General features: G+C 44.8%; 23 protein-coding genes and 1 other RNA gene. 13 read left to right on the forward strand and 11 right to left on the reverse strand.

The features are described from left to right. Positions 1 to 15: 15 nt before the first annotated feature. Both QUA57_RS11690 and QUA57_RS11695 read right to left on the reverse strand, forming a co-directional pair. A complete protein-coding gene (locus QUA57_RS11690; RefSeq protein ID WP_333060963.1) occupies positions 16 to 162 on the reverse strand; it encodes a hypothetical protein in 147 nt (48 codons plus the stop codon). 36 nt (positions 163 to 198) lie between these two features. Continuing rightward, complete coding sequence (locus tag QUA57_RS11695) at positions 199 to 1,008, reverse strand: SDR family NAD(P)-dependent oxidoreductase (protein WP_333060965.1); 810 nt, start codon at positions 1,006 to 1,008, stop codon at positions 199 to 201. A 1,079-nt stretch (positions 1,009 to 2,087) separates the two neighbouring features. Between QUA57_RS11695 and QUA57_RS11700 the strand changes: the two genes are divergently transcribed. The 3 genes from QUA57_RS11700 to QUA57_RS11710 all read left to right on the forward strand — a co-directional run bounded on the left by QUA57_RS11700 (position 2,088) and on the right by QUA57_RS11710 (position 3,755). Then, entirely contained in the window at positions 2,088 to 2,276 is a 189-nt protein-coding gene (locus tag QUA57_RS11700) for a hypothetical protein (RefSeq protein WP_333060966.1), read from the forward strand. Between the two features lie 147 nt (positions 2,277 to 2,423). Then, complete coding sequence (locus QUA57_RS11705; RefSeq protein ID WP_333040726.1) at positions 2,424 to 2,735, forward strand: RNA-binding protein; 312 nt, start codon at positions 2,424 to 2,426, stop codon at positions 2,733 to 2,735. Positions 2,736 to 3,143: 408 nt separating this feature from the next. Continuing rightward, positions 3,144 to 3,755: a hypothetical protein gene (locus tag QUA57_RS11710; protein ID WP_333060967.1), complete on the forward strand. Its 612-nt coding sequence runs from the start codon at positions 3,144 to 3,146 to the stop codon at positions 3,753 to 3,755. A gap of 288 nt (positions 3,756 to 4,043) precedes the next feature. Here QUA57_RS11710 and egtD read toward each other — a convergent pair whose 3' ends face one another. The 3 genes from egtD to egtC form a co-directional block, all read right to left on the reverse strand. Further along, positions 4,044 to 5,099, reverse strand: a complete 1,056-nt coding sequence (gene egtD, locus QUA57_RS11715) for an L-histidine N(alpha)-methyltransferase (protein ID WP_333060968.1) — start codon at positions 5,097 to 5,099, stop codon at positions 4,044 to 4,046. 380 nt (positions 5,100 to 5,479) lie between these two features. Continuing rightward, positions 5,480 to 6,787 carry an ergothioneine biosynthesis protein EgtB gene (locus QUA57_RS11720; RefSeq protein ID WP_333060969.1) on the reverse strand — a complete coding sequence of 436 codons (1,308 nt, stop codon included), beginning with the start codon at positions 6,785 to 6,787 and terminating at the stop codon, positions 5,480 to 5,482. Continuing rightward, positions 6,759 to 7,547: an ergothioneine biosynthesis protein EgtC gene (gene egtC, locus QUA57_RS11725; RefSeq protein WP_333060970.1), complete on the reverse strand. Its 789-nt coding sequence runs from the start codon at positions 7,545 to 7,547 to the stop codon at positions 6,759 to 6,761. Before egtC ends, QUA57_RS11720 begins: the two co-directional genes overlap by 29 nt. Before the next feature lie 165 nt (positions 7,548 to 7,712). Between egtC and QUA57_RS11730 the strand changes: the two genes are divergently transcribed. The 4 genes from QUA57_RS11730 (at position 7,713) to QUA57_RS11745 (ending at position 12,833) form a co-directional block, all read left to right on the forward strand. Then, positions 7,713 to 7,931 (forward strand): hypothetical protein, encoded by a 219-nt coding sequence (locus QUA57_RS11730; RefSeq protein WP_333040721.1) that lies wholly within the window; start codon positions 7,713 to 7,715, stop codon positions 7,929 to 7,931. Positions 7,932 to 9,388: 1,457 nt separating this feature from the next. Next, on the forward strand, positions 9,389 to 10,954 hold the full coding sequence (locus QUA57_RS11735; RefSeq protein ID WP_333060971.1) for a methyl-accepting chemotaxis protein: 1,566 nt from the start codon (positions 9,389 to 9,391) through the stop codon (positions 10,952 to 10,954). A gap of 637 nt (positions 10,955 to 11,591) precedes the next feature. Continuing rightward, the gene (locus QUA57_RS11740) at positions 11,592 to 11,879 is read left to right on the forward strand and encodes an RNA-binding protein (RefSeq protein WP_333040719.1); all 288 of its coding nucleotides are present in this window, start codon (positions 11,592 to 11,594) and stop codon (positions 11,877 to 11,879) included. 147 nt (positions 11,880 to 12,026) lie between these two features. Further along, positions 12,027 to 12,833 (forward strand): DUF1838 domain-containing protein, encoded by an 807-nt coding sequence (locus tag QUA57_RS11745; protein WP_333060972.1) that lies wholly within the window; start codon positions 12,027 to 12,029, stop codon positions 12,831 to 12,833. 389 nt (positions 12,834 to 13,222) lie between these two features. Here QUA57_RS11745 and QUA57_RS11750 read toward each other — a convergent pair whose 3' ends face one another. The 5 genes from QUA57_RS11750 to QUA57_RS11770 form a co-directional block, all read right to left on the reverse strand. Beyond that, positions 13,223 to 13,681: a hypothetical protein gene (locus QUA57_RS11750; RefSeq protein ID WP_333060974.1), complete on the reverse strand. Its 459-nt coding sequence runs from the start codon at positions 13,679 to 13,681 to the stop codon at positions 13,223 to 13,225. Between the two features lie 54 nt (positions 13,682 to 13,735). Further along, entirely contained in the window at positions 13,736 to 14,038 is a 303-nt protein-coding gene (locus tag QUA57_RS11755) for a hypothetical protein (protein ID WP_333251111.1), read from the reverse strand. Between the two features lie 24 nt (positions 14,039 to 14,062). Then, positions 14,063 to 14,257, reverse strand: a complete 195-nt coding sequence (locus QUA57_RS11760) for a hypothetical protein (protein ID WP_333060977.1) — start codon at positions 14,255 to 14,257, stop codon at positions 14,063 to 14,065. 233 nt (positions 14,258 to 14,490) lie between these two features. Then, the gene (locus tag QUA57_RS11765; protein WP_333060978.1) at positions 14,491 to 14,937 is read right to left on the reverse strand and encodes a hypothetical protein; all 447 of its coding nucleotides are present in this window, start codon (positions 14,935 to 14,937) and stop codon (positions 14,491 to 14,493) included. Positions 14,938 to 15,328: 391 nt separating this feature from the next. Then, entirely contained in the window at positions 15,329 to 17,815 is a 2,487-nt protein-coding gene (locus tag QUA57_RS11770) for a putative PEP-binding protein (protein ID WP_333060980.1), read from the reverse strand. A 72-nt stretch (positions 17,816 to 17,887) separates the two neighbouring features. Between QUA57_RS11770 and QUA57_RS11775 the strand changes: the two genes are divergently transcribed. Further along, positions 17,888 to 18,574, forward strand: a complete 687-nt coding sequence (locus QUA57_RS11775; protein ID WP_333060981.1) for a ComF family protein — start codon at positions 17,888 to 17,890, stop codon at positions 18,572 to 18,574. A 135-nt stretch (positions 18,575 to 18,709) separates the two neighbouring features. Here the strand turns inward: QUA57_RS11775 and QUA57_RS11780 are convergent, their stop codons facing one another. Then, positions 18,710 to 19,264, reverse strand: a complete 555-nt coding sequence (locus QUA57_RS11780) for a 2'-5' RNA ligase family protein (protein WP_333060983.1) — start codon at positions 19,262 to 19,264, stop codon at positions 18,710 to 18,712. 120 nt (positions 19,265 to 19,384) lie between these two features. Here QUA57_RS11780 and QUA57_RS11785 point away from each other — a divergent pair, with 120 nt between their 5' ends. From QUA57_RS11785 to QUA57_RS11805, 5 genes are all read left to right on the forward strand, one after another. Then, positions 19,385 to 19,651 (forward strand): YciI family protein, encoded by a 267-nt coding sequence (locus QUA57_RS11785; protein WP_006632991.1) that lies wholly within the window; start codon positions 19,385 to 19,387, stop codon positions 19,649 to 19,651. A gap of 23 nt (positions 19,652 to 19,674) precedes the next feature. Beyond that, positions 19,675 to 19,771: signal recognition particle sRNA small type (ffs, locus tag QUA57_RS11790), an RNA gene on the forward strand. A 23-nt stretch (positions 19,772 to 19,794) separates the two neighbouring features. Then, on the forward strand, positions 19,795 to 20,175 hold the full coding sequence (locus tag QUA57_RS11795) for a phasin-related domain-containing protein (RefSeq protein ID WP_333040711.1): 381 nt from the start codon (positions 19,795 to 19,797) through the stop codon (positions 20,173 to 20,175). 198 nt (positions 20,176 to 20,373) lie between these two features. Then, positions 20,374 to 20,817, forward strand: a complete 444-nt coding sequence (locus QUA57_RS11800) for a hypothetical protein (RefSeq protein WP_333060985.1) — start codon at positions 20,374 to 20,376, stop codon at positions 20,815 to 20,817. A gap of 34 nt (positions 20,818 to 20,851) precedes the next feature. After that, the gene (locus QUA57_RS11805; protein WP_333060986.1) at positions 20,852 to 21,421 is read left to right on the forward strand and encodes a Uma2 family endonuclease; all 570 of its coding nucleotides are present in this window, start codon (positions 20,852 to 20,854) and stop codon (positions 21,419 to 21,421) included. Positions 21,422 to 21,509 lie beyond the last annotated feature (88 nt).

Raw genomic sequence — 21,509 nt, forward strand, 5'->3', positions numbered from 1 at the left:
TTAGGCGAGAACCATTTATTCCTCAGTTTCCATCCAAGACCAATGCTGCATAATGGCATCGATGAACGCCTGAGAAAACTTCGTTAAATCGTCACTACTGGGAGAAGTAAACACACTTTTATCGGCTGCAATCTTGCCATTATCTGCGATGTTTACTTTCATTAAATCTGCACATAAGAATAGTCAGACGGGCGCGAATTATTTGTTAGCAGAACCCGGTTCAGTAAGCTGGCGGTGCATTTCGGCATTAATGGTATCAGGCAAAACCTTGCTCGCGCTGGCCAGAACCTTTGTCTTGAGTGAACCGGCGATAATGTCGTCCTTACCCGCCATCAGCGCCTCGAAGCCCTGCTTGGCAACTTCGGCCGCGTCGTCTTTCTTGTCTGCGCCCGCCTTCGTGTCGTCCATTCCCGCCCGATGGAAGAAGTTGGTATCCGTCGGCCCTGGCATCAGCGCGGTAACGGTGACGCCTGTGTCCTTTAACTCGTTACGCAGCCCTTCTGAGAACGAGTGTATAAATGCTTTAGATGCCGCGTAGACTGCCTCGAATGGCCCCGGCATTAGGGCGGCAATTGAGGAAGTGAATAGAATCCGTCCCTGGCCGCGATCGACCATATCCTTAACTACCCGTTTAGCCAAATGCACAGACGAGACAACGTTGAGGTTAATCAGATTTAGTTCGTCCTTCAAATCTGTCTCGCGGGCAAAGTCGCCCCCGACGCCGACACCGGCATTAATTGCGATCGCATCCACTGGCCGATTAGTCGCTTTTATCTGGTTGTAGAGCGTCTCAACACCGTCGTAGGTAGCGAGGTCTGCCTGCAATGTCTCGACTTTGGCACCGAGCCCCTCAAAGGCTTGAGCCGCTTCATTGATGCTCGCTCCGGTGGCGGTGACTAGGAGATCGAACCCGTTTTGAGCGAACTGTTTGGCGAGTTCGTAACCGATACCGTTAGAGGCACCCGTCACGACAGCCAAGGGCCGGGTCAATGAACTGTTTATAACCATTTAAAATCCTCTGTAACTGCTTCACGCTCGTTTGTCTAGGCTTGCTTCTCTCTGTACCAGACAATCTTTGTGAACTGTGGGCTTTCAACTTTTACAATGCTAGGGAGGTAGGAGTGCGATCGCATCTTTCCCAGGACATAAGCTGTTAGGCATTGAAATACGGGATAATCGAAAACAAACTTTATGTAATTAGTGTCAAAATGACAGCAGAGAATCATCTCAGAGAAAGAGCCAATAGAGAAACTACTGAAAGCGTTTAAAAACGAATAAAAGGGAAACCTTATATTAAAAATAATGATTACATCATTACTGAATGATGCAACGTTATAGCTAAAGCCGCTAATTTTTTGTGTTTTTTGTTTAATTTTTTTCTCTTAGTTTTTTTAGAAAAATTCATAGAATTTAGCCATTCTAAAAGATGAGAAAATTAATAATATTTAAGGGTGGTTAAATATTATCACCACCTCACCAATAATTAGAATATAAATTTGGCAGAGGAACCGCTCAAAGATTAGCAGTTCGTTGAAAAACTAGCGACGGCACAAAATTAAGTAGCTCACAAATACAGAAGATAGATATAGTTTGTAGGATAAAGACCAGATAATCACCTCTCTTGTTTCTTTGAAAGTCAGTTTTGTTTTGAAGCCGTGAGCAATTCTGTTCCCTAATATCAACACTTAATTTTTTTACCGGGTAAGTGCAATCATTTTTTACATTTTTACAATGTATTGAGAGTCGCCAATGAGATTTTTCATAAGCTCAAAGTGAATCTATTTTGAATAAAAATTACAACTGATTTTCCTCCTTATGGAGGAATAGCAACAATTCAAGAGGGCCATTCTGGCAAAGTCCCTCTATATCGGGTGAAATTTGATGTCTATATGTATAAAATGCGCGTAGATATGGCTAATAACTCTTTTGATAATTATTTGGGAACCGCCATTCTCTGGCGCTAAATCGGATGCGATAAGAGACGGGAGATGGGAGATGGGAGATTGACTCCGAAGATTAATCCTGGGCTAAAAACATTTATCTCTGGTGGAACGGGCAGGAGGCTTGCCCAGGGAGAACAGTGCCTGATGTCAGTTATAACTGAATCTCAGGCACTGTTCTCAATCAGACCCAATCAACCTGGTAACAGCGATGAAAAATCTCAGATATCAGGTCGATCGCGCAGCAAGAAACCAAGTGGAGGACGCCAAGAGTGTAAGATGTCAGTTATCACGAATACTTTCTGTTGGCGATTGCCCGACGGCACAGAAAATTGAAAATTATGACAGCCAATTGCTGATTCTGGTGGCTTCATGTTATAGTGGTTTTCCAAGAATTAAATTCGGTTGCGTAGTTTGTTGGTGTTTATTTACAAGCGTCTCTCCGAATCTAAGTCTCTGCACCCTAATGATTCTGGAGATTTTATGTCGATTTACGTGGGTAATCTTTCATATGAGGTAACATCAGACGACCTCAACGAAGTATTTGCCGAGTACGGTACTGTAAGCCGCGTCCAAGTGCCAGTGGACCGGGAAACAGGCAGGATGCGGGGTTTTGCTTTTGTGGAAATGGCAAGCGAGGCAGAAGAAGCAGCAGCCATCGCAGCTCTAGACGGTGCTGAATGGATGGGCCGCGACTTGAAAGTCAACAAAGCCAAACCTCGCGAAGACAACAAACGCTCATCGGGTGGCGGCGGCTGGGGCGACAAAGATCGCTCTTCACGCGGACGCTACTAAACTTTGAGACTGAAAATTTGAGTTGTGGTAGTTGACGGCAGGTGCGAATGCTGCTTGTTTTTCTGGTGGTTCGGTCGACCCATCAAATAAAACTCCCAAACCTCTAAATCAGTTTTGCCCCCTCCTTCGAGGGGGCTTTGTTTTTGGCGAAAAATCCCGCGAGGTACGTCGGCGGTGCAGTTCCCAGTCTCGTTCGTGATTCAGTACCCTCTTAACTGCTTTTTTAAGAGGCTGTCGGGATTTCGCGGCTCGACTCCTGTAAACTATCCAACTAGAATTAAGCAGCAAGAAAAGTTAGAATAACGGCAAAACTGAATATTGCCCAGAACAGCCAAACTATCTTTACCGAAGATTAGTCGAGAAAACCAGCCGAATATCAGCCAATATCTTGATTTTGCCTCAATAAAGATGTCCAAGGTCTACAGCACGGCGGAACTCATTAAAATCCTCGAAGAAGAGCGCCAAGCCTGCTTGCATGGGCGGCGTCTCAATTTGACTGAAACTCCTGCTACAGGCAACCCCGTGATTGACCGCTTTCTCAAATCTGAGGGAGTTCAGAAGTTCACTGCTTATCAAAATTTTAAGGCTGCCGTGCACGAATACCAGCGGGAACATCAAGTTTCTGGGATTGTCTGGCGGGAAATCGCGGTTAAAGGCAATACTCTACGCTATCCGGCAGTGGATGACGAATTAATAGCTCTACCGATTGATTTGATCACGCTGAAGGCAGCTAAGATTTCTATGTTGGAATTCTGGCAGCAGGTAACTGCCGGGATGGATTTGTATTTAAGCATTAACAGCGGGAAGGATTTTCGATCAATCGAGCCGGTTGATGTAGAGGCTATAGCCCAGCGCACAGAATGGGCCAGTCTCTCGAAGTGGGAAAAGTTGGATTTTCTAGAAATTTTGTTGCAGTTGGGCTGGGGGAAGCCGGAGGAAGCTTATTATAAGCGGGGATGGCCGACCTCGGGCAGCGAGTACATTCACGCCGTAAAACCCGGACAGCGGCCGATTTGTTAATTGGTAATTAGTAATTTGTTTGTAGTCAGGACTTTATTCCTGATTTGACTTGTTAAACGTTAAACCCACAATCCGGCAGGGAATGAATTCCCTGCCTCAAAGCTAAAGTCCTCGCTATGAGGACTGAGATAGGACTTACGCATTAACAACGTAACTAAGTCCTTCTGAGTCCTGAGCATTGCGAAGGAACTGAAGAATCTCAAAGCCTTGCAACACCATCTAGAGTGCGTAATTCCTGTTAAACTCCTTAGTCCTCATAGCGAGGACTTTAGCTATTAGCCTGGGAATTCATTCCCAGGCGGAATTAACAACTGACATCTGACAAAGCATCAAGCCAAACCACTGATTTGGATCTGTCCAAACCTGCACTGGCCTTAAACCACGCTGCGAAAGTTCTTTTTTTACAGTATTGAGATTAAACTTGCGCGATATTTCGCTGCGGATAGTTTCTCCCGCTGCAAATTCAATTGTTAAATTGAGAGAACGCAACTGCACTGTTTGTACTTTTTTACTTTTTAAGTGCATTTCAATTTGACATTCCTCTTGATTGTAAAAAGCCCAATGCTCGAACTGCGCTAAATCAAAATTTCCCTCATATTTTCGATTTAAATGCCGCAGCATATTTAAGTTAAATGCTGCCGTTACTCCTTGACTGTCATCGTAGGCAGGCTCTAAAATATCCTTCGATTTGTCCAAATCAATTCCCAGCAAAAAATACTCTCCCGGCTGCAATGCACCGACAATTTGCGAGAAGAATAAATCGCATTCTTGAGCGTTGAGATTGCCGAGGGTACTGCCGAGAAAGCAAATCATTCGGGTTGGCAACGGCGACGGTGCAATTTTAGCTAAGGCTAATTCGTAAGTGCTGACAAGTCCGTGAATCTGGAGCGACGGATAATCTGCCAAGAGTTGACAAGCGCTGCTTTCTAGGATAGTAGGACTGATGTCGATCGGCAAATAGTGCAGGGGATATTCCAGTTGACTGTAAGCATCAAGGAGAATCCGAGTTTTGGTGGAACTGCCGCTGCCGAGTTCGACGATTTCGCAGGGGCCAGTTAAATTGGCGATCGCCCCCGCGCACCCCTGCAAAATTGCCGTCTCAGTGCGCGTCAAGTAGTATTCCGGCAACTGGCAAATCAACTCAAACAGATTCGAGCCGCGATCGTCGTAGAAATACTTTGGAGGCAGGGATTTGGGGGTTTGAGTCAACCCGCTAACTGCATCGCTGCCAGCATTGATTTCTGCAGGTGTCAGTGCCGCAGCGCTCACCAGGCGCTCTAAGTGCAGGCGGTTTTCCTTCGTTAAGGCTGAGTTTGTCGTATCGGAGAGTCTTGGGGATTTCATAAAGTAATTTTTAGATGCACATATCGGTATAGCACGCAGCCGCGTTGCCAAATATCGCGCTCAAGTCAGATTTTTCATGCGGCTCTGGATTCTGTATTTTCTCACCGGATGGCGATCGCATCCACAATTAAAACTTAAAATTTATCCACAAAAATTATTGAATACTTAACCAAACTTGTTTTATTTGAGTTTGTTACATGGAAAAAAGTTGGGCATTTCGCAAACATTTTTTTTCCCCAATTCCCTCTCCAGCCAGTTATCTGAGGTTGGTAAAATAAGCTTTTTAAGGCAAGTATTAAGGAATTTGTTCATCGCCAAAGTCCGATGAATAAATTCCTCACTATGAACAAACTTGATGGTAATTATAATTACCTAGCCAACTACGTAGCGCAGCGAAAACCAGCAATAATTTGCCGCACGCCCGGATAGTACCAATTCCGAAAGGTCGATCGCAGTGCCTGCGGAAAAGTCGCCCAACTCCCCCCTTTCAAAACCCGGTGTTCTCCATCAAAATAAACTTGAGAATAGCCCCTGTAAGGATAACTTTCAAATCCCGGATAGGCGTCAAAAGTTGAAGCAGTCCACTCCCAAACATTCCCCAACATATCATAGCAGCCGATCGCACTTGCTCCTTTGGGAAAGGCATCAACGGGCGAGGTATTGGCAATATTATTGCCGTGATTGCACAGGCTGCCGTTTGGGGGTTCTTCTCCCCAAGGATAGATGCGATATGTTTGATTTGTGGCATCCCAACTCGCAGCTTTTTCCCATTCTGCTTCCGATGGCAAACGCTTGCCAACAAAGTTGCAGTAAGCTTCGGCTTCGTACCAACTGACACCGCAAACTGGATGGTTGTTGAAAGCTGGATTTTCTGACCAGTAAAGCGGTTGAGAGACGGCTTCGCCTTGCAGCCATTTCCAGCCGTCCGCTGACCACCAATCAGGGTTTTGATACCCGCCGGATTCCATGAAATCTCGGTATTGACGGCAAGTGACGGGATAGCGATCGATGGAGTATTCTTCTAAATAACACAGGTGGCGCGATCGCTCGTTATCCAAAGCCTCAGCAGCATCGCTTCCCATGTAAAATTCCCCGCCCGGAATTTCAATCGTCGGGGAATCGGTAATTTGTAATTGGTAATCGGCAATTAATCTTCCCTCTTTCTTATTCCTTCTATCCGTTACGTCCCGGAAATCCGTTAAATCCGTTACCAAATCCGTTGCCGAACTTCCTTCTTCCTTCTTCCTGTGCATTTGCAACACGAAAGCAACAGTTTCGCAGTGCTGGCTTTCGTGCTGAATAATAAACCGCCAGAGACGTTCTTGCTCGTCGATCGGCGCTACTTCCAAATAATCTAACACCTTTTTTCTCACCGCGTCCAGATATAATTCAACTTCAGGTAACGTCGGCAGAAAAACCCGTTGCTTTTTCGGCAAAATATCAGCAGCAAACAGTTGGTGATACTGAGGAAAGACAGGTTCCAAGCCAGCACATCGTTGCAACAGCCACAAATCCTCAGTATAAGCAATGTGACCTAAGTGCCAGCCAACTGGACTGAAATCAGGATGAGCTTGGCTGCAGAAAGTATCGTAGTCGATGTCTGTAAATAGCTTGAAAGTGCCGCGGCGACACTGCTGCAAATCGCGATAAATTGCCTCTCTACAAGATTGGATAGATTTGGATATCACGGTCTACTCCGGTACTGATAATGCTCTGGACTGGGCACGAGTGCCAATTGCCTGCAAATAAAGGTTCAGAAGCAATGATGACAGAATCCGGGAAATTTAAATCGTCCCGCAGCCAATAGAGGGAAGGAGGGGTTTTTTGGGAAGCAAAGCGAGAGGCAACGAGCTGGTGTCCGTCGCTGACAATGATATTAGCTGAAAATTCTACTTGGTGAAAGTTTGCTAGCTCTGCCAAAGTTTTCAGCGAGTTTCGCAAAGCAGTTTCTAGAGTCACATTGGCGGCTGTCAATTCATTGACAAACAAGCCGAAGATATGCTCTGAATCTGTAGTGCCGTTAATTGATTGATAAATGGTATCGCTGAGTCGCTCGCGAATTGGTCTGTAAAGAGTTTGCCGAAAATTCTTCACGAAGCCGTTGTGTACGAACAGCAGGCGATCGTTCTGAAACGGCTGACAGTTGCTCAAATCTACAGCTTGTCCTGAAGTTGCACTGCGAACATATCCGATCGCGCATCCAGATTCAACGTATCGACTGATACTCGGAAGGTTAACGTCGCTCCAAATTGGCTGTACATTTTTATAAGTAAACGGGTCAGTATCTAGGCGCGGGTGATACCAACCAATACCAAAACCGTCAGCATTGAGTAGGCCAGAAGTCATTTCGCGGGGATCGTAACTCTGCACAATTAGGGAATGTTCCGGCTTGTACAGAATAGCATCGAGTAAAATCGGCTCCCCGAGGTAGCCAAGCAAACGGCACATAAAATTTTTGCAGCAATGTGATTAGCATTGTAAGTCAATAGCCGAAAAATTGCCCGATCGCCCATCTTCAGTGCTGGGAACAAGGTTTTTTGTAGCCCGCTGCCAGCATCGCAGTACAAACGATACAGTTAAGGTAGAACCCCTGCAACACAAGGAGACTCTTGAATGTTCATCGACGAACTCATCCCAATGGCGAAAGAATTGATCGAACAGCCGATCGCCTTCGCGGGCGGATTTTTATCTGGCCTGCTTCGACTCAACCTTCACGAAGATCCCGTTAAAAGCTGGATCGACGAGCAAGCTGGTTCAACTTCCTACACTACTCCCCCAGCAGAACCCACCAACGGTAAAAGCACGGGGCCTCAGTCAATCTCGATCGACTAAGGAAAAGCAGTAACATCCTCCCAACGCCAAACTGATTACAGTTATGGCGTGGGCTTCCAAACTTCACAGTTTGGCTTTCCGCGTTTTTCCCTTATGGGATTTGCACACTTGGCTAGATTGAATTGCTCAGTCCCCGCTAGAAAATCTGCACAGACACAAGCGATTCCCGTATAGCCTTTCTCAGATTGATGAAGTACAATAACAGCAGTCTGTAAACCAGTTCCAAATATCTTGCTTAGAAAGTTGACGGAATGCAAACTCGATCGCCTTTCCTGATTAGTGATAAATTTGTTGTGTTGATCAAACTGAAAATATATTTATGTTTGAACTATAACTACAAATTCTTAGGTTGGTGATAAATCGGGCGAAGCGGGCGACAATTATATTACTTTCGCCCTTTTTTTGATTAGTTTTTTTACTTATTTTGTCTATTTATATGACTATTTTCCATCACTACCAAAGCATTTTTCCCTAGTTTTGGTAGGCTGCCGGAGCAGGAAAGCCTCAAATGTAATTCTATCATTTTACTTCTTAAAGTAACTTATATTCTAACTTTATCGCTCGTTATATATAATGTTTTGGGAAAATATTTTTACACGTTTATTCGTTTTATTTTTAGCCACGGAACTTTTTATTGATATAGTTAAGAATGAATTTATTCAAGACTTGAATTATTTTTATTTTCACTCGGAGCTAAAATTATCAGTTGTTCTGCCTTAATTTGGCAGGGTCGCATAAATTAGCTGGTTGAGCAATATTTTTGGTTTCACGAGCCTGTTTAAAGATTTTTTTTACCAAACTGATAACTCCCAAAAAACACTTAGCTAGGGATTTTTGTGAGATTGCTTCCGTAATGATCAACATCGATAATTTTTTGTCTAAAATCAAGATAATAAGCTTTCATTGTTAGTAATGTATGATGTTTTCGATGCTTGGCAAACAAACGTGCTGTGAGTGGAGGGGGCGTCCCCTCCACTTCTGGTGATGGTGTGACTCCTGAGCGAGTTATAGTTCATTTATCTTATATCTTATGTTTTATGTTTTACCGTTATTAATGAGCCAGCAATATGATACCTCATCTGCCTCACAAAGGCTATATCTCTGAACTCCAAACTAAATTATAATCCTACCACTTTTTATAGTTGGCGTCGGCAGGCTTAATTTGTGTAAAGCCAGCTTTTAACCTGTAGACTAAAGGGGTTTATAAAAATGAATTCAGCATCCTGACAACCAAAAACCTAGCGTAACTACGTGGTCACCCAAAATCGATAGCGACTTTCAGGCTCAGGATTTACTCATCAATTAATTAATTACTACTTTTAAAATCTAAAAGCCAAAATAGAAAAATTTAATAGGTAATTCCTCTAGCTAATAAAAGCTATAATATACAAGATATGTTCATGATTGCAGCGAGGATAACTGTAGTAGAAGGAAGCAGAAATAGTATGTTGAGAAAAATGAATTTACAAACCAGACTGATCAGTGCTTTTTTGATGATGGGACTTTTAGTATTTTTAGTTGCCTGGGTAGGATGGAACTCAACATCTAATCTCAGTCAACACATAGATACTATAGGTAAAAATAATTTACCGAGTATTGAAGCATTATGGAAAATTAACGAGGGACAAACCCAAATTGAGTCATCCGAGAGAGCGCTAATTAATCCGGCGCTCAGTCAAGCAGAAAGGCAAGATGCCTTAAACAGAATGGACAAGGCTTGGCAGCAGATTCAAGATGGGTTTAAAGCATACGAAGCCACTCCACGTACCGCAGAGGAAAACGCACTATATCAACAAATGCTTAAGTATTGGGAGAAGTGGAAGCAAGAAGATCAAGAACTCCTGCGAATTAATCAAGAATTTGAGAAACTGGGAATTTTGGATCCTTTGAGCTTGCAGCTAAACCTAATTACTCAAGGTAAAAGGAATTCGCCAGAAATGGCAAGAGCAAACACAGCTAGTAACCTTTTGAATAAACTCAGTCAGCAATCTAAGCTAATTCGCCTTGAATTTATCAAGGCAGAAAAAGCAAATTTAGCCGTAGCTGCATCCAACAGAAAGCAAGCCGACGACGCTTATACAACCGCCGAAAATGATATTAGTAAGACTCAAGTAGCTGTATTTTTGGGGATGACAGTTGGGCCGCTAATAGCGATTATTTTAGGCATAGCTTTAAGCATAGCGATCGCCAAACCTTTAGATAAAGCGCTGAAAGGTATTATTAATATGATTGTCAGTTCTTCTACCGAGATCGCTGCTACAATTGAGCAACAGGAACGTATTGCTGTACAACAAGCTGCTTCTGTTAATCAAACAACTACCACAATGGATGAATTGGGCGCATCATCAAGGCAATCATCTATGCAAGCCGAATCAGCCCTTGAAAATGCCAGGAATGTCTTAAATATGGCAGCAGAAGGCAGTAAAGTGGTGCATAAAACCCAGCAGGGAATGTTGAGTTTGACGGAAAAAGTCGGCGCTATCGCCGATCAAGTTTTAAATTTGAGCCAGCAAACCAATCAGATTGCTAATATTACCAATTTAGTCAGCGATTTGGCTAATCAAACTAATATGCTGGCAATTAACGCTACAGTGGAAGCAGTACGCAGCGGAGAACAAGGAAAGGGGTTTGGGGTGGTGGCGACGGAAATTCGCCGACTCGCAGATCAAAGCAAAAAATCGTCGGATCAGATTAATGATTTGATAAACAGTATTAAGAATTCCATTAATAAAACAGTGATGGTAACAGATGAGGGCAAGAAAACTTTAGATAATAGCCTAAAATTGACTGAAGGTACGGCGGAGAATTTTAACAATGTTGCCAATGCTATTAACAGTGTAGTTGTGAGCAGTCAGCAAATTTATCTGAATACCAAACAGCAGGCGATCGCTATTGAGCAAGTGGTAGATGCGATGAATGTTCTGAATAAAGGAGCAACGGAAACAGCCAGCGGTATTACCCAAAGTCGAATTGGCACTCAAACACTTAACAAAGCTGCTTTAAATCTTACATCCTTAGTTTAATGGAGAAAAGTAATATCCTAACTTGGGGATTAAAGAGATGGAGAGAAAATTTGTCCCAATCCTCATTTCCAATTTGCAAGTCCAAATTTGGCGCAAGGATTGAAGGTGACATCTCCCCATTTAGGAAAGGGCTGGGGATAGGTGAAGTAGGTTTCCTCAAAGGGCTGTCTAGATGTGTATAGCCATTCTCAAGTGAATGAGGTACAGATTTAAATTGTAGATTAAAGAATGGAAGAAGTGGGGAATTGGTAATTAATTGCCAAGTACCTCACGAAAGTTGAGAACCGCTATATCAACGCTCGCGCTCCAAAGCAACCTAATATATTAGACTTTGTTAGTCGCTTTGTTTCGGAAGATGCTTGGTGATTGGTCGCCCACCCATCAGTGATCTGATTAAAATCAAATATTGTTCAGGGGTAGGAGTCCTCGCCGCCCCAAAACTCATATCCTCACTCATCCGCAGGGCGAGTGAGGATATGAGTTTTGATTAAGCTAACTATTGCAGCCAGTACCAAGGGTTGGTCAGTGCAGCAAACCCTTTTAGTCAAAGTCGATCGCCCAGTTGTATGCTAGAGAGCACTTGACAGTTAAATTAACAGGTTATTATGTATAGCACAACAAGTTCAGTTCGATCGACATGACTATCTACATTGGAAATCTGTCTTACCGCGCCACCGAAGAAGACCTGAAAGCAGTATTTGCAGAATACGGCACAGTCAAGCGAGTTGTCTTGCCTACCGACAGGGAAACCGGTCGGATGCGCGGTTTTGCATTTGTTGAGATGATGGAGGATGCCCAAGAAGACGCTGCAATTGCCGAATTAGACGGTGCAGAGTGGATGGGGCGCCCCTTGCGAGTGAACAAAGCTAAACCGAAAGAAGAGGCAAATCGAGGCGCAGGTTTCAAGAGAAACGACGGATATTAGTCGGCGATGCGGCGGTTGACATCCTCTCGAAACCCACCTGATGCACCAGTACGCCACTAGCGCCGAATTGCAAGCAGCAGTTGATTTTGGGGATGAAATGTCAAATCCGCTGCACAAAAATATCGATTATTTACAGGAGCCGGCGGTATGGTTTTATTACAAGAATTTGATGCCAAAGAATGGGTGAAAACGCGCAGTTCCCTAGACGGTGAAGCAACATTTCTCACCTGGAACGGTTATATTTACTCTTTTGTTCCCAACGAACCGAAAAAGCGCTTGTTCAAAATACTTGGCATGAGTGCAAGCAGGTGTATTGCTGACGGCGAGGGCGGCTGGAAATTCACCTCGCGAGAACTAACTTACTATCTCGACCCCAACAGCGGAAAAATTATCCACAAATGGGAGAACCCTTGGACAGGAGAAACCCTAACGGTTGCTCACGTTGCTAACAACCCCGTCCAAGGTAATTTTAAAGGAATTTTCCCGGCTAAAGTAGAGCCTGAAATTACGACTTTTGTCTTTGACTTATTTCCCAACTATCCTAATCCTTTAGCTGAGGATGCCAGATTTGTTGATTACAGTCCAAATCCCATCTATCAAGCAGCGGAATTATTTAAGCTGACAGTGCCCACAGCAGAATTATTAAATCCCGAACTTGCCTCAGTTTCTCAAGTAATTCTGAGTTGGGATAGAATCGGGCCGTGGCTGGCATGGATGAAAATGGGAAATCGACCCGGTAACATGATTTACAGTGCCACGGGTTCCAAAGTCAAGAGTTGGACAGAATTACCTCAATTGCTGCAAGATGAAATTAAAACTCGCATTCCGTTGTATAAAGATGCGCCGAAATCGCAATTAGATGTGGAAGATATGACTTCTTGGATTTATTTTCAACAGAACTTTGATGCTTATCTCGCGGGAGAAAGATTCCCTCTGCCAGCACCGGAAGCATAAGCTCATAATAGATGAATGCGCTCAATCAGTTCGCGATCACATGGCGGCCCATGCGAAACCAGGTTTTTTACTGAATCTGCGGGCCCAAACGCGTGTTTTCGTCCATCTTTCGCCGGTTTCGAGCAGTCGGAGTGCGATCGCGAACTGTCAATGTAGGGTGCGCGCACCAGCACATTACCGCATCATATCAAATCCAGTAGCATCGGAATTAATATTACTTACAGCCAGGACACGGCAGTGCCGTGTCCCTACAATTAATCTGGCGTAGGGAAACGGCACGTGCAGTCTCCTCTATATCATAAGGAGTGTAACCGCAACTGATATCAGTCAAATTAATTTGTAGTGAAGAATGCAAGTCTTCTGATTTTTATTAAGACTTGCATTCTTCACTACAAACCTGATTCTATCAATGTCCAAAAATATCCGTCAGGTGCAATGAAGGAAAAACTTTGTTCCCCAAATTCATTAGCGACTATTTCTGTGATTTTTTGTGCATTGCTGGCTTTGACTCGCTGAAAATATTGTGCAATACTAGACACTCGATATGTGTACAGCGACATTCCCAAACATCCGGGATTGGCGCGCTCAAATCTATCGCCTAGTGCGATCGAACTCGGGAACCTCAGAATATACAGTCTACCCGATCGCGCGGCCTGAAAATCTGTTTTCGACGATCGGGGGTCATCAAAAGCTGTCACCACAAATCGTTCCCCAGACTGAAACTCAAAAATCTTCCTTCCGGCGAGGGAAGACTCAAAGGTAGTTTCTACATCGTCGCGCGCCCGAATCAACCCCAGAACTTCTTCATAAAATAGCAGCGTTTCTTTGCTGTCATCTTGAATTACCATTCCCATATGGGTAATTTGACTGGTTTTAAAAAAAGCATTTGAATTGATTTTCCCTTAATTAGGGAAAGCATAATTGAATCTTTGAAAAAAAACTTGCCGACTCAAAAGCTGCAAAAGCATCATCTCTCGCACTCCCACAGCCGCCTCGACAAAAGGACGCGGTTTTCGCTCTTTGTTGAAAATAATCTCCCAGTGCGGGGATGTATATTTCACCGACAAATTGGCAGATGCAGCATCTTCGGCATGGTTGACGATATTCAACAAATCAGCAGTTAAAGTAGTTGCCCAACGGTTGCCTTTCACCTTCATTGACGACATTTGCAAACCATCGTTTGTAGGTTTTTCCCAAATCATCAAGCGAATTAATCCGTGATCCGCATCTTAGTGATAGAGTCGAATCGATCGCACTTTTGAACTAACTCCATATAATTCGCAAGCCTCGGATGCCGATAATTCTGCGATTTGACCGATCCGATCTCCAAATTTCTCCCAATATTGCAGTTTTGGAATCGCATCGGCTACGCCAATACACACTTCGTAAATGCCTGCGATGGAAAGGGGCTGCACTTGATTCATACTTTTTGAAACATAATTTACGCACTTTTACATCGGAGTGTTCGCTGTGATATCTCTAAGCGAGATATATATAGGCAAAGCTTTGCAGGGTGTTCCAAGCGATATATAGGCAAAGCTTTGCAGGATGATCGCACTCCTAAAAAAACGCTTTTTACCAAACCGGGATGCTTCCGCGATACCTCGCTGCTAAAAGCAAAATTTATTAGGAGAAACCGGGTTGATGAGCGTTAGTCTTAGAAAGAGTAAACTCGCCCTTTTTCATCAATATAAACTGACCGGTCTTGCCTAGTGCGGGGGTCTGATCTGGTGATGCGAACCGTCACAATGTTTGTCTGCGAGTCAACGTTATAGTCGTATTTCAAAGTGGTGCTTCCTCCGGTGGCATTAATCGGAATATTGGCAATGTCGCCGGTGCGATTGCTGATACGAACAATGATGTTTTTGCTGGTTCCGACGGGCAAGGATGACAAGTGGGCACCTGATTGACCGTATTCTAGGTTTAATCCTGTTTCATTTAACAGTCTGAGGGTTATGTTGCGAGTATTGTCAACCTGCGCTTGAGGTTGCCAGAATCCGGGTTTTTTGCCACCGTCAGCTGCAGGTTGAGATAATGCTGGGTGAGGATGCAGAAAGGCCAGGGCAGCAAGTATTGCTGCGGTTGCAATAATTTTTGATTTCACGGTTTGTACCTCCGGGTCAAGAGTTGGTGATATTTCTATCCTAGCTTTAAAATCGGATGTTAGTGGAAGGAAGAAGGAAGTTCGGCAACGGATTATTTAACGGATGTAACGGATGTCAGGAAGAGGGAAAAAGGAAGAGGGAAGAAGGAAGAAGGAAGAGGGAAGAAGGAAGAAGCAATAAAAGGAATAAAAGCAAGGGTTTGAGAAATTAAGAATTTCCTAACCGTCAGGGCGGTTGCTATATCTACTCAGAAACCGGGTTTCTCTAGTTGTTAATATTCCTGGACGCACGGGTTGTCTAGAAATCCGATTTCTGAGCGGGTGGCTGCTTGCCAAAGCTATGATTTAGAGTAGAAACCGGATTTCTGGGGTCAAGTGAGTTCGGGAGTGATTAATTGTTAATTATCGATCGAGCGAGTTCTAGGAGTAGGCGCTGTTCGGCGCGGACGATCGCCCTGGAAGTTTGTTCTGCAGCATCGACATTGACCGAAATAGACGAAATTCCCCACCGCACAAAGGATTCAACTGTCTCGGGATACAATGCGGGAGCGTCGCCGCAGATTGAGCAAGGAATGCCAGCGGCCCGGGCCTGTTTGATTAATTGTTCGATCGCCCTCATCACTGCTCGATCGCGGCCGTTGAAAGCACCTGCTACCTGGTCGGAGTGGCGGTGAATTCCTAATAGCAATTGGGTTAAATCGTTGGTACCGATAGAAATTCCTTGAACTCCTGCTTTTACGTAATCTGGTAATAAAAATAACACCGAAGGAACTTCCGCCATAATCCACATTTGAAAGTCGGTTGAACGGTTTTTCCAAACAGTTTCTAAGCGCTGGCGGCAGTATATAAACTCGTCAACCGAGCGCACGAAAGGCAAAATTAAATTAACATTGGTATGGCCTGACTCGCAGACTTTTTGAAGTACGCAGAGTTCCCAATCAAATAATTCCGGTTCAAAGGTATAACTGAAACTGCCGTGGGCGCCTGACTCCCGTAAATCGAGAGAGCGATAAAATATTGGCCGTGGCGAAACGGCAGCAGCAAATAAGCTGAGGCAATCCGCCATGCGATCGACAAATTCCGATTGGCGACCGTCTTGCAGCCAAACTTTGGGGTTTTGACAGTCCAAAGCTTCTAATGCCATTAATTCCGATCGCAGCAATCCGATGCCGTCTATTGGCAGATTTTTGAGGCGGTCAATCGAACTTGTTTGGCTGACATTAACTAGCAGTTGAGTCGCCGTTGGTGGGCCCCAAACATATTGAGTAGACTCAGATTGTCGAGATTTAGGCGCGGAATTGGACGATCGATCGGAGATAGAAGATTGGTGCTTGGCTATTGACATTTTGGCTGCTGTACTGTATGTATTTGTCTTTTTTGCTGTGTCCCGAAGTCGGTCGCTGTCTCCTGTCTCGATCGCATCGTGTTGGGCGAGGGCAAAAACTTCTCCGCTATCGCCGTCTACCAAAACCGAATCGCCCGAGGCGATCGCCCGAGTGGCCCCGGCCACTCCCACAACGGCGGGAATCCCCAATTCTCTCGCTAAAATGGCGCCGTGGCCTGTCATACCTCCTTGTTCCGCCACCACCCCAGCAGCAACCTTCAGCCAAGGCAGCCAATTCGGCTCTATTGTCCGGGCTACTAAAATGCCTCCGGCTAAGAATTCCGCGTTTTCTGGGTGGGAATTAGTCATAACTTGGGCAATTGCTTCGGCTTTTCCTGATGCTGCTGCCACACCTCTGAGTATGGCAGGAGTTCGGGCTGGGGCGATCGAGTTTGGCTGCGGGAGGGATCTCGGATTTTCCTCTACCGGCGCCGCTTTTTCCGCTTTCACAAGACGAACTTGAGTGAAATAAAACTGCTGTTCCCCGCTGTTTTCTGTCTGGTTTAGCGTCCACTCTAAAATTAAATCTGAGTCAAATTCTGCGATCGCTTTTTTACTCAATTCAATGATTTCTTGCAGTTGCGATTCCTCTAAAACGTATTCTGTTTGTGCTTCCTCTCCCAGCGCTAAAACTTGCACGCAACAATCAGCAAAATCAGGAATTATAAATGGAGAATCGGAAATTGGGAAAGCAGCAAACTTGCCCAGCAGCAGTTTTTTTTTCGGTTCACCATCGCCGACTTTGAGATTGTAGGCTAATGTTTTGTAACCGATCCGCTGGAATTTAACCGCGCTTGTTTCTGGCTGCACTTGATAGTAATCGGGGATGGTTTCTCCCCTAGCGAGGGACAATCCCAAACCGCTGGTGGCTTGGATTTCCCACTGTGCACCCGCCTTTGCTTTCACCTCGCCTGCGGCGATCGCTTCTTGAAGTGGCTGCACCAAAACTGCGGGATTGATTTGCTGTACCCGCAGGCCGCACCGCTGCCAGTAAAATAGACTTCGGGCTCTGAACATTTCTGCCCAAGCTCGTTTGAGTCCGTCCCCAATGGCTTCGGGTTCTGCCCGTACTGCCTGAGATTCCAGAATGCCGACTGTTTTCGGGTTCCAGGAAGTCAGGGAAGGGCGAAAAATTAAGGCTGTGGAGTTTAAGTTTGACTTTGAGTTGAGTTGACTAACAGCAGACTCTAGGGTGGAGAGCAGTGAATCTGGCAGTTTGCCGGCGAGGATTTGGTGGCGGATGCTGCGGGCGATCGATTGCAGTTGTCGGGGTTCATCGACATTCAAGTGCAGGGAAGAGTGTGGCCAGTCAGCAAACAGCGGTTCTAGGTACTCGATCGACTCTAAAAACTGCCAGAATGTGGTAGCCGGTACGACAAAACCCGGTACAACAGGATGATTTTTCTGGAGCAAACAGCTCAAGTAAAATGCTTTTTCTCCCACTGCATCTCTGTCTGAAGGTTGAATTTTGTCTAACCAGTAGAGGTTTTTCACGCTGCGAGCCTGTCGGTGGAAACTGATTTAAGTTGAAAGTTTTTCCCATTAATCACTTACGACAATTTTAGGATGAACAAGCGACAATGGACGGGATTGGTCAAATCTTTTCTCAATCTATTTCTTAAGTCTAACTGTCCTCTTTGTCAGCGACCGGCCGCCGGAGAGTTTTGTTTGTACTGTCACAAGCAACTTCAGCGATGTCAGTTAAGCGATTCCGGTCGATTTTGGAATTCTGAGCAGCGTGTTTTTGTGTGGGGTGAGTATGGCGGGGCTCTCAAACGCGCGATCGCAGCTTTGAAATATGACGGCAATCCGCAATTAGCCAAACCTCTAGGCGGCTGGCTGGCAGAAGCTTGGCTGAGTTTTCCGGAATTAGCGATAGACAATCTAACAGTTGTACCGATTCCCATGCACAAAGAAAAGGTCAAGGAGCGCGGTTTTAACCAAGCGGAACTGTTGGCTGAAAGTTTTTGCGAGCTGACTGGTTTGCCTTTGCAGCGACACGGTTTGGAGCGGGTGAAAAATACTCAGGCTTTATTCGCTCTGACGCCACAGCAGCGCCAAGCAGAAATGAAAAATGCTTTAAGTTTGGGGAAAGATTTTCGTCGTCGCCTCCCGCGCGATCGAGTGCTGTTAGTTGATGATATTTACACTAGCGGTACTACGGTTAAGTCGGCAATTAAAATATTGGAGCAGTCGGGAATTTCGGTTTACGGAACTGTGGCACTTGCAACTCCGAATAAGAGCGATCGGTAGGCTATTTTGTCTTTAATTTTAAACAGGTTTGTAGTGAGGAAATGTTATTTCTCAGGATCTGCTAATAAGATTTTTTTGGGAAAACGAACCGCGAAGACGCGAAGTCCGCGAAGGAAGAGAAAGAAGAGAGAGAGTTTAGGCGGAAAGGGGGAATTGGTTGCTGATGTTCCACCGGCTGCCGTCGTGAAGCAGCAAAGTTAATGCCGAAGCGGTAAACTCAAAGTGGAGCGATCGCCCGGAGAATTCCAACCAAGCCGTTTGAAAATTCTCCTTAGTTAAATCGCGAAAGGCTACTGTCATGTGCGGTACAAATGGGCGACTTTGAGAAACTCGATCGACTATTCCCAAAGTTGCCTCCAAATAACTCATCAAATCTTTGTGAATCTCCAGCAATTCGGGCGATTTGACAACATCAACGTAAATGACGCGGGGCGCGAAAGCAGCAAAACCGGATAGAGTAACGGGAATGGGCAGCCGATTTGCCGAAAACTGCTTTAAACTTTCCTCTAATTTGGGAACATCCTCCGCTAACGAGTGAAAAGGAGGTTGCAGCGTGATGTGCGGTGGCGACTTCAAAGCACTGCGGCTGTTGTAGTGTTCCGCAAAATACTGTTGAATCTCAGTAATGTGCTGTTCAATATCGGGAGGTGGCACTAGGGCAATAAAAAATCGCTGTTTTGACTGGTTCATCGGATAACATCGCAGTTAAGAAAGGATGGTACAAAATGGAATAGAGAGCATTTGCCCTAGATCCCATTGGTGATCACCCATTCCCAATCTAAAATATAAAATCTAAAATCCCAAATAAAAATGCCTTGGTTTGTCAAAATTGAGCAAGGAATTGTCGAAAAGCCTGTCTTTGACCAATACGTGCCAGCTCACAGAGCTTATGTCCGAGAGTTGATTTCTAAAGGACACCGAGCGAAAACTGGCTACTGGGGGCGGCGGGGCGGCGGTATGTTGCTGTTTGAGGCGGGTTCGATGGATGAGGCGAAGGCGATCGTCGCTGAAGACCCGCTGGTGAAGAATGGTTGCGTTATTTATGAAATTTATCACTGGTGTGTGGTTGAAGAATAAATAACTGTGTTATACTCATATATGAACTGGACCCACGCGATTCCAACGCCCAAATCTTGTCAGGACCGGAAGGTAGCAGCAACACGGGATGCTTGTAATAGGCGTGGTCTCCGGTTCACCCAGTTTTATGAGGTGTAGCTCCTATGCCTGGTTTCGGAGATATTTTACAAAAAGCAGTTTACCTTGGTGTCGGGCTAGCTTCTTACGCTGGTGAAAAAGCTGGCAGCAAGTTAACTGAATTACGCACTGAAGCCCAAAAGCTGGCAGACGAATTAGTCAAGCGTGGCGAGATGTCAACGGAAGAAGCTCGCCGCTTTGTTGATGACATGGTGCAACAGGCTCAGCAGCAGCCCCCCGTAGCATCGGCTGGGAACGAAAAACCGGCTGAACCTCGGCGGATTGAAATTATTTCTGAGGAAGAAGATGTCTCGGCAAAAGATGCTAAAGAGACAGGCGGCGTAGACAAGCTCCGCGAACAGGTGCAGAATTTACAAGAGGAATTGCGGCGGCTGAAGCGGGATTAAACTCAAAAAAGCTCGCTGCGTAAAGCATGAAGGGAACTCAGGATAATAATCTTGAGTTCCCTTTTTGAATATCTCCCCTGTCGAATGTGGACGGATCTCAGGCAATAGGTAATAGAATTGAAAGTAGGTGCAAGCACTTCACATGAGGCTGGCTGCACTTGTCTGTAAAATATTTTGTAATAGCCAACTGTCAAATTCATGGAAGATTGGTCTAAAGATTTTTTTGGAGCAATGGAAAATGCTGTTACTGAAGTAGAGCATTTTTTCAGCGAAATGGGCGAAGAGTTTGTCGAAATGCTGGACGTTTTGGCAAAAATGTCGGAAGAGTTTACTGAACAAGTACAAAATAATCTGATTAACGACATTGACGGTTATTTCAATGAATTTGACGGTTTATTGAATGAATTTATCGAACCGATAATTGAAATTTGCCGCGACTTCGACCCGCAATTTGATGAGATAGATTTGTCGATGGTGACTTATGTAGACCCTTCGCCGACGCAGCAGCCGGCTTGTCGCGGTTGTCGCAACTATCACGGTCAAGTTTACGGGGGAAATTTGTTGGTTTGTGCGATGCACCCTACTGGTGTGGAATCGGAGAGTTGTGCTGATTGGGAAACAGACGGCGATGCAGATTTTTGATGGCCCAGTTGAGTTGTTGAGGGGTTAATGGCTTATGGTAACGTCAATTCAGTCTCCGTCAAAGATTTCTCTGGAAGAGTTTCTGCTGCTTCCAGAAACGGAGCCGGCTAGCGAGTATGTTGACGGTCAAATTTATCAAAAAGCTATGCCCCAAGGAAAACACAGCACGTTACAAATCAAATTTTCATCGGCTATTAATCAACTTGGCAAACCGCAAAAGTTAGCTTTTGCTTTTCCCCAATTGCGCTGCACTTTTGGGGGGTGTGCTGTTGTTCCAGATTTAGCAGTATTTGAGTGGTCGCGCATTCCTCTGAATTCTCAGGAAGAAATTGAAAATAGGTTTGAAATTGCGCCCGATTGGACAATTGAGATTTTATCGCCGGATCAAAGTTCAACTCGCGTGATTAAGAAGATTCTGTTTTGCCTCAAGAATCATACTAAATTAGGTTGGCTGATTGACCCGGAAGAAGAATTGGTAATTGTTTTTAAACCGCACCAGGAACCTGAGATTAAAGAGAATGAAGATATTTTACCTGTACTGGATGTGCTGTCGGATTTGCAACTGTCGGCGGCAAATTTGTTTGAGCTGTTAAGTTTTAATTAGAAATGAGTTACAGTTGAGTCAGGGTAAGTTGGCATCTAACGACATTTAAAGGTGAATCGCTCAACGGCTAATAATTCGCAATTTGGGT

Origin of the sequence: Microcoleus sp. Pol7_B2 (genome assembly GCF_036701035.1) — a bacterium.
In the GTDB taxonomy this organism is placed as follows: Bacteria; Cyanobacteriota; Cyanobacteriia; order Cyanobacteriales; family Microcoleaceae; genus Microcoleus.

Coding starts and splice junctions, on each gene's coding strand:
- QUA57_RS11690 (WP_333060963.1), bottom strand. CDS start 162: ATGAAAGTAAACATCGCAGATAATGGCAAGATTGCAGCCGATAAAAGT.
- QUA57_RS11695 (WP_333060965.1), bottom strand. CDS start 1,008: ATGGTTATAAACAGTTCATTGACCCGGCCCTTGGCTGTCGTGACGGGT.
- QUA57_RS11700 (WP_333060966.1), top strand. CDS start 2,088: ATGTCAGTTATAACTGAATCTCAGGCACTGTTCTCAATCAGACCCAAT.
- QUA57_RS11705 (WP_333040726.1), top strand. CDS start 2,424: ATGTCGATTTACGTGGGTAATCTTTCATATGAGGTAACATCAGACGAC.
- QUA57_RS11710 (WP_333060967.1), top strand. CDS start 3,144: ATGTCCAAGGTCTACAGCACGGCGGAACTCATTAAAATCCTCGAAGAA.
- egtD (WP_333060968.1), bottom strand. CDS start 5,099: ATGAAATCCCCAAGACTCTCCGATACGACAAACTCAGCCTTAACGAAG.
- egtC (WP_333060970.1), bottom strand. CDS start 7,547: ATGTGCCGTTTGCTTGGCTACCTCGGGGAGCCGATTTTACTCGATGCT.
- QUA57_RS11730 (WP_333040721.1), top strand. CDS start 7,713: ATGTTCATCGACGAACTCATCCCAATGGCGAAAGAATTGATCGAACAG.
- QUA57_RS11735 (WP_333060971.1), top strand. CDS start 9,389: ATGAATTTACAAACCAGACTGATCAGTGCTTTTTTGATGATGGGACTT.
- QUA57_RS11740 (WP_333040719.1), top strand. CDS start 11,592: ATGACTATCTACATTGGAAATCTGTCTTACCGCGCCACCGAAGAAGAC.
- QUA57_RS11745 (WP_333060972.1), top strand. CDS start 12,027: ATGGTTTTATTACAAGAATTTGATGCCAAAGAATGGGTGAAAACGCGC.
- QUA57_RS11750 (WP_333060974.1), bottom strand. CDS start 13,681: ATGGTAATTCAAGATGACAGCAAAGAAACGCTGCTATTTTATGAAGAA.
- QUA57_RS11760 (WP_333060977.1), bottom strand. CDS start 14,257: ATGAATCAAGTGCAGCCCCTTTCCATCGCAGGCATTTACGAAGTGTGT.
- QUA57_RS11775 (WP_333060981.1), top strand. CDS start 17,888: ATGAACAAGCGACAATGGACGGGATTGGTCAAATCTTTTCTCAATCTA.
- QUA57_RS11780 (WP_333060983.1), bottom strand. CDS start 19,264: ATGAACCAGTCAAAACAGCGATTTTTTATTGCCCTAGTGCCACCTCCC.
- QUA57_RS11785 (WP_006632991.1), top strand. CDS start 19,385: ATGCCTTGGTTTGTCAAAATTGAGCAAGGAATTGTCGAAAAGCCTGTC.
- QUA57_RS11795 (WP_333040711.1), top strand. CDS start 19,795: ATGCCTGGTTTCGGAGATATTTTACAAAAAGCAGTTTACCTTGGTGTC.
- QUA57_RS11800 (WP_333060985.1), top strand. CDS start 20,374: ATGGAAGATTGGTCTAAAGATTTTTTTGGAGCAATGGAAAATGCTGTT.
- QUA57_RS11805 (WP_333060986.1), top strand. CDS start 20,852: ATGGTAACGTCAATTCAGTCTCCGTCAAAGATTTCTCTGGAAGAGTTT.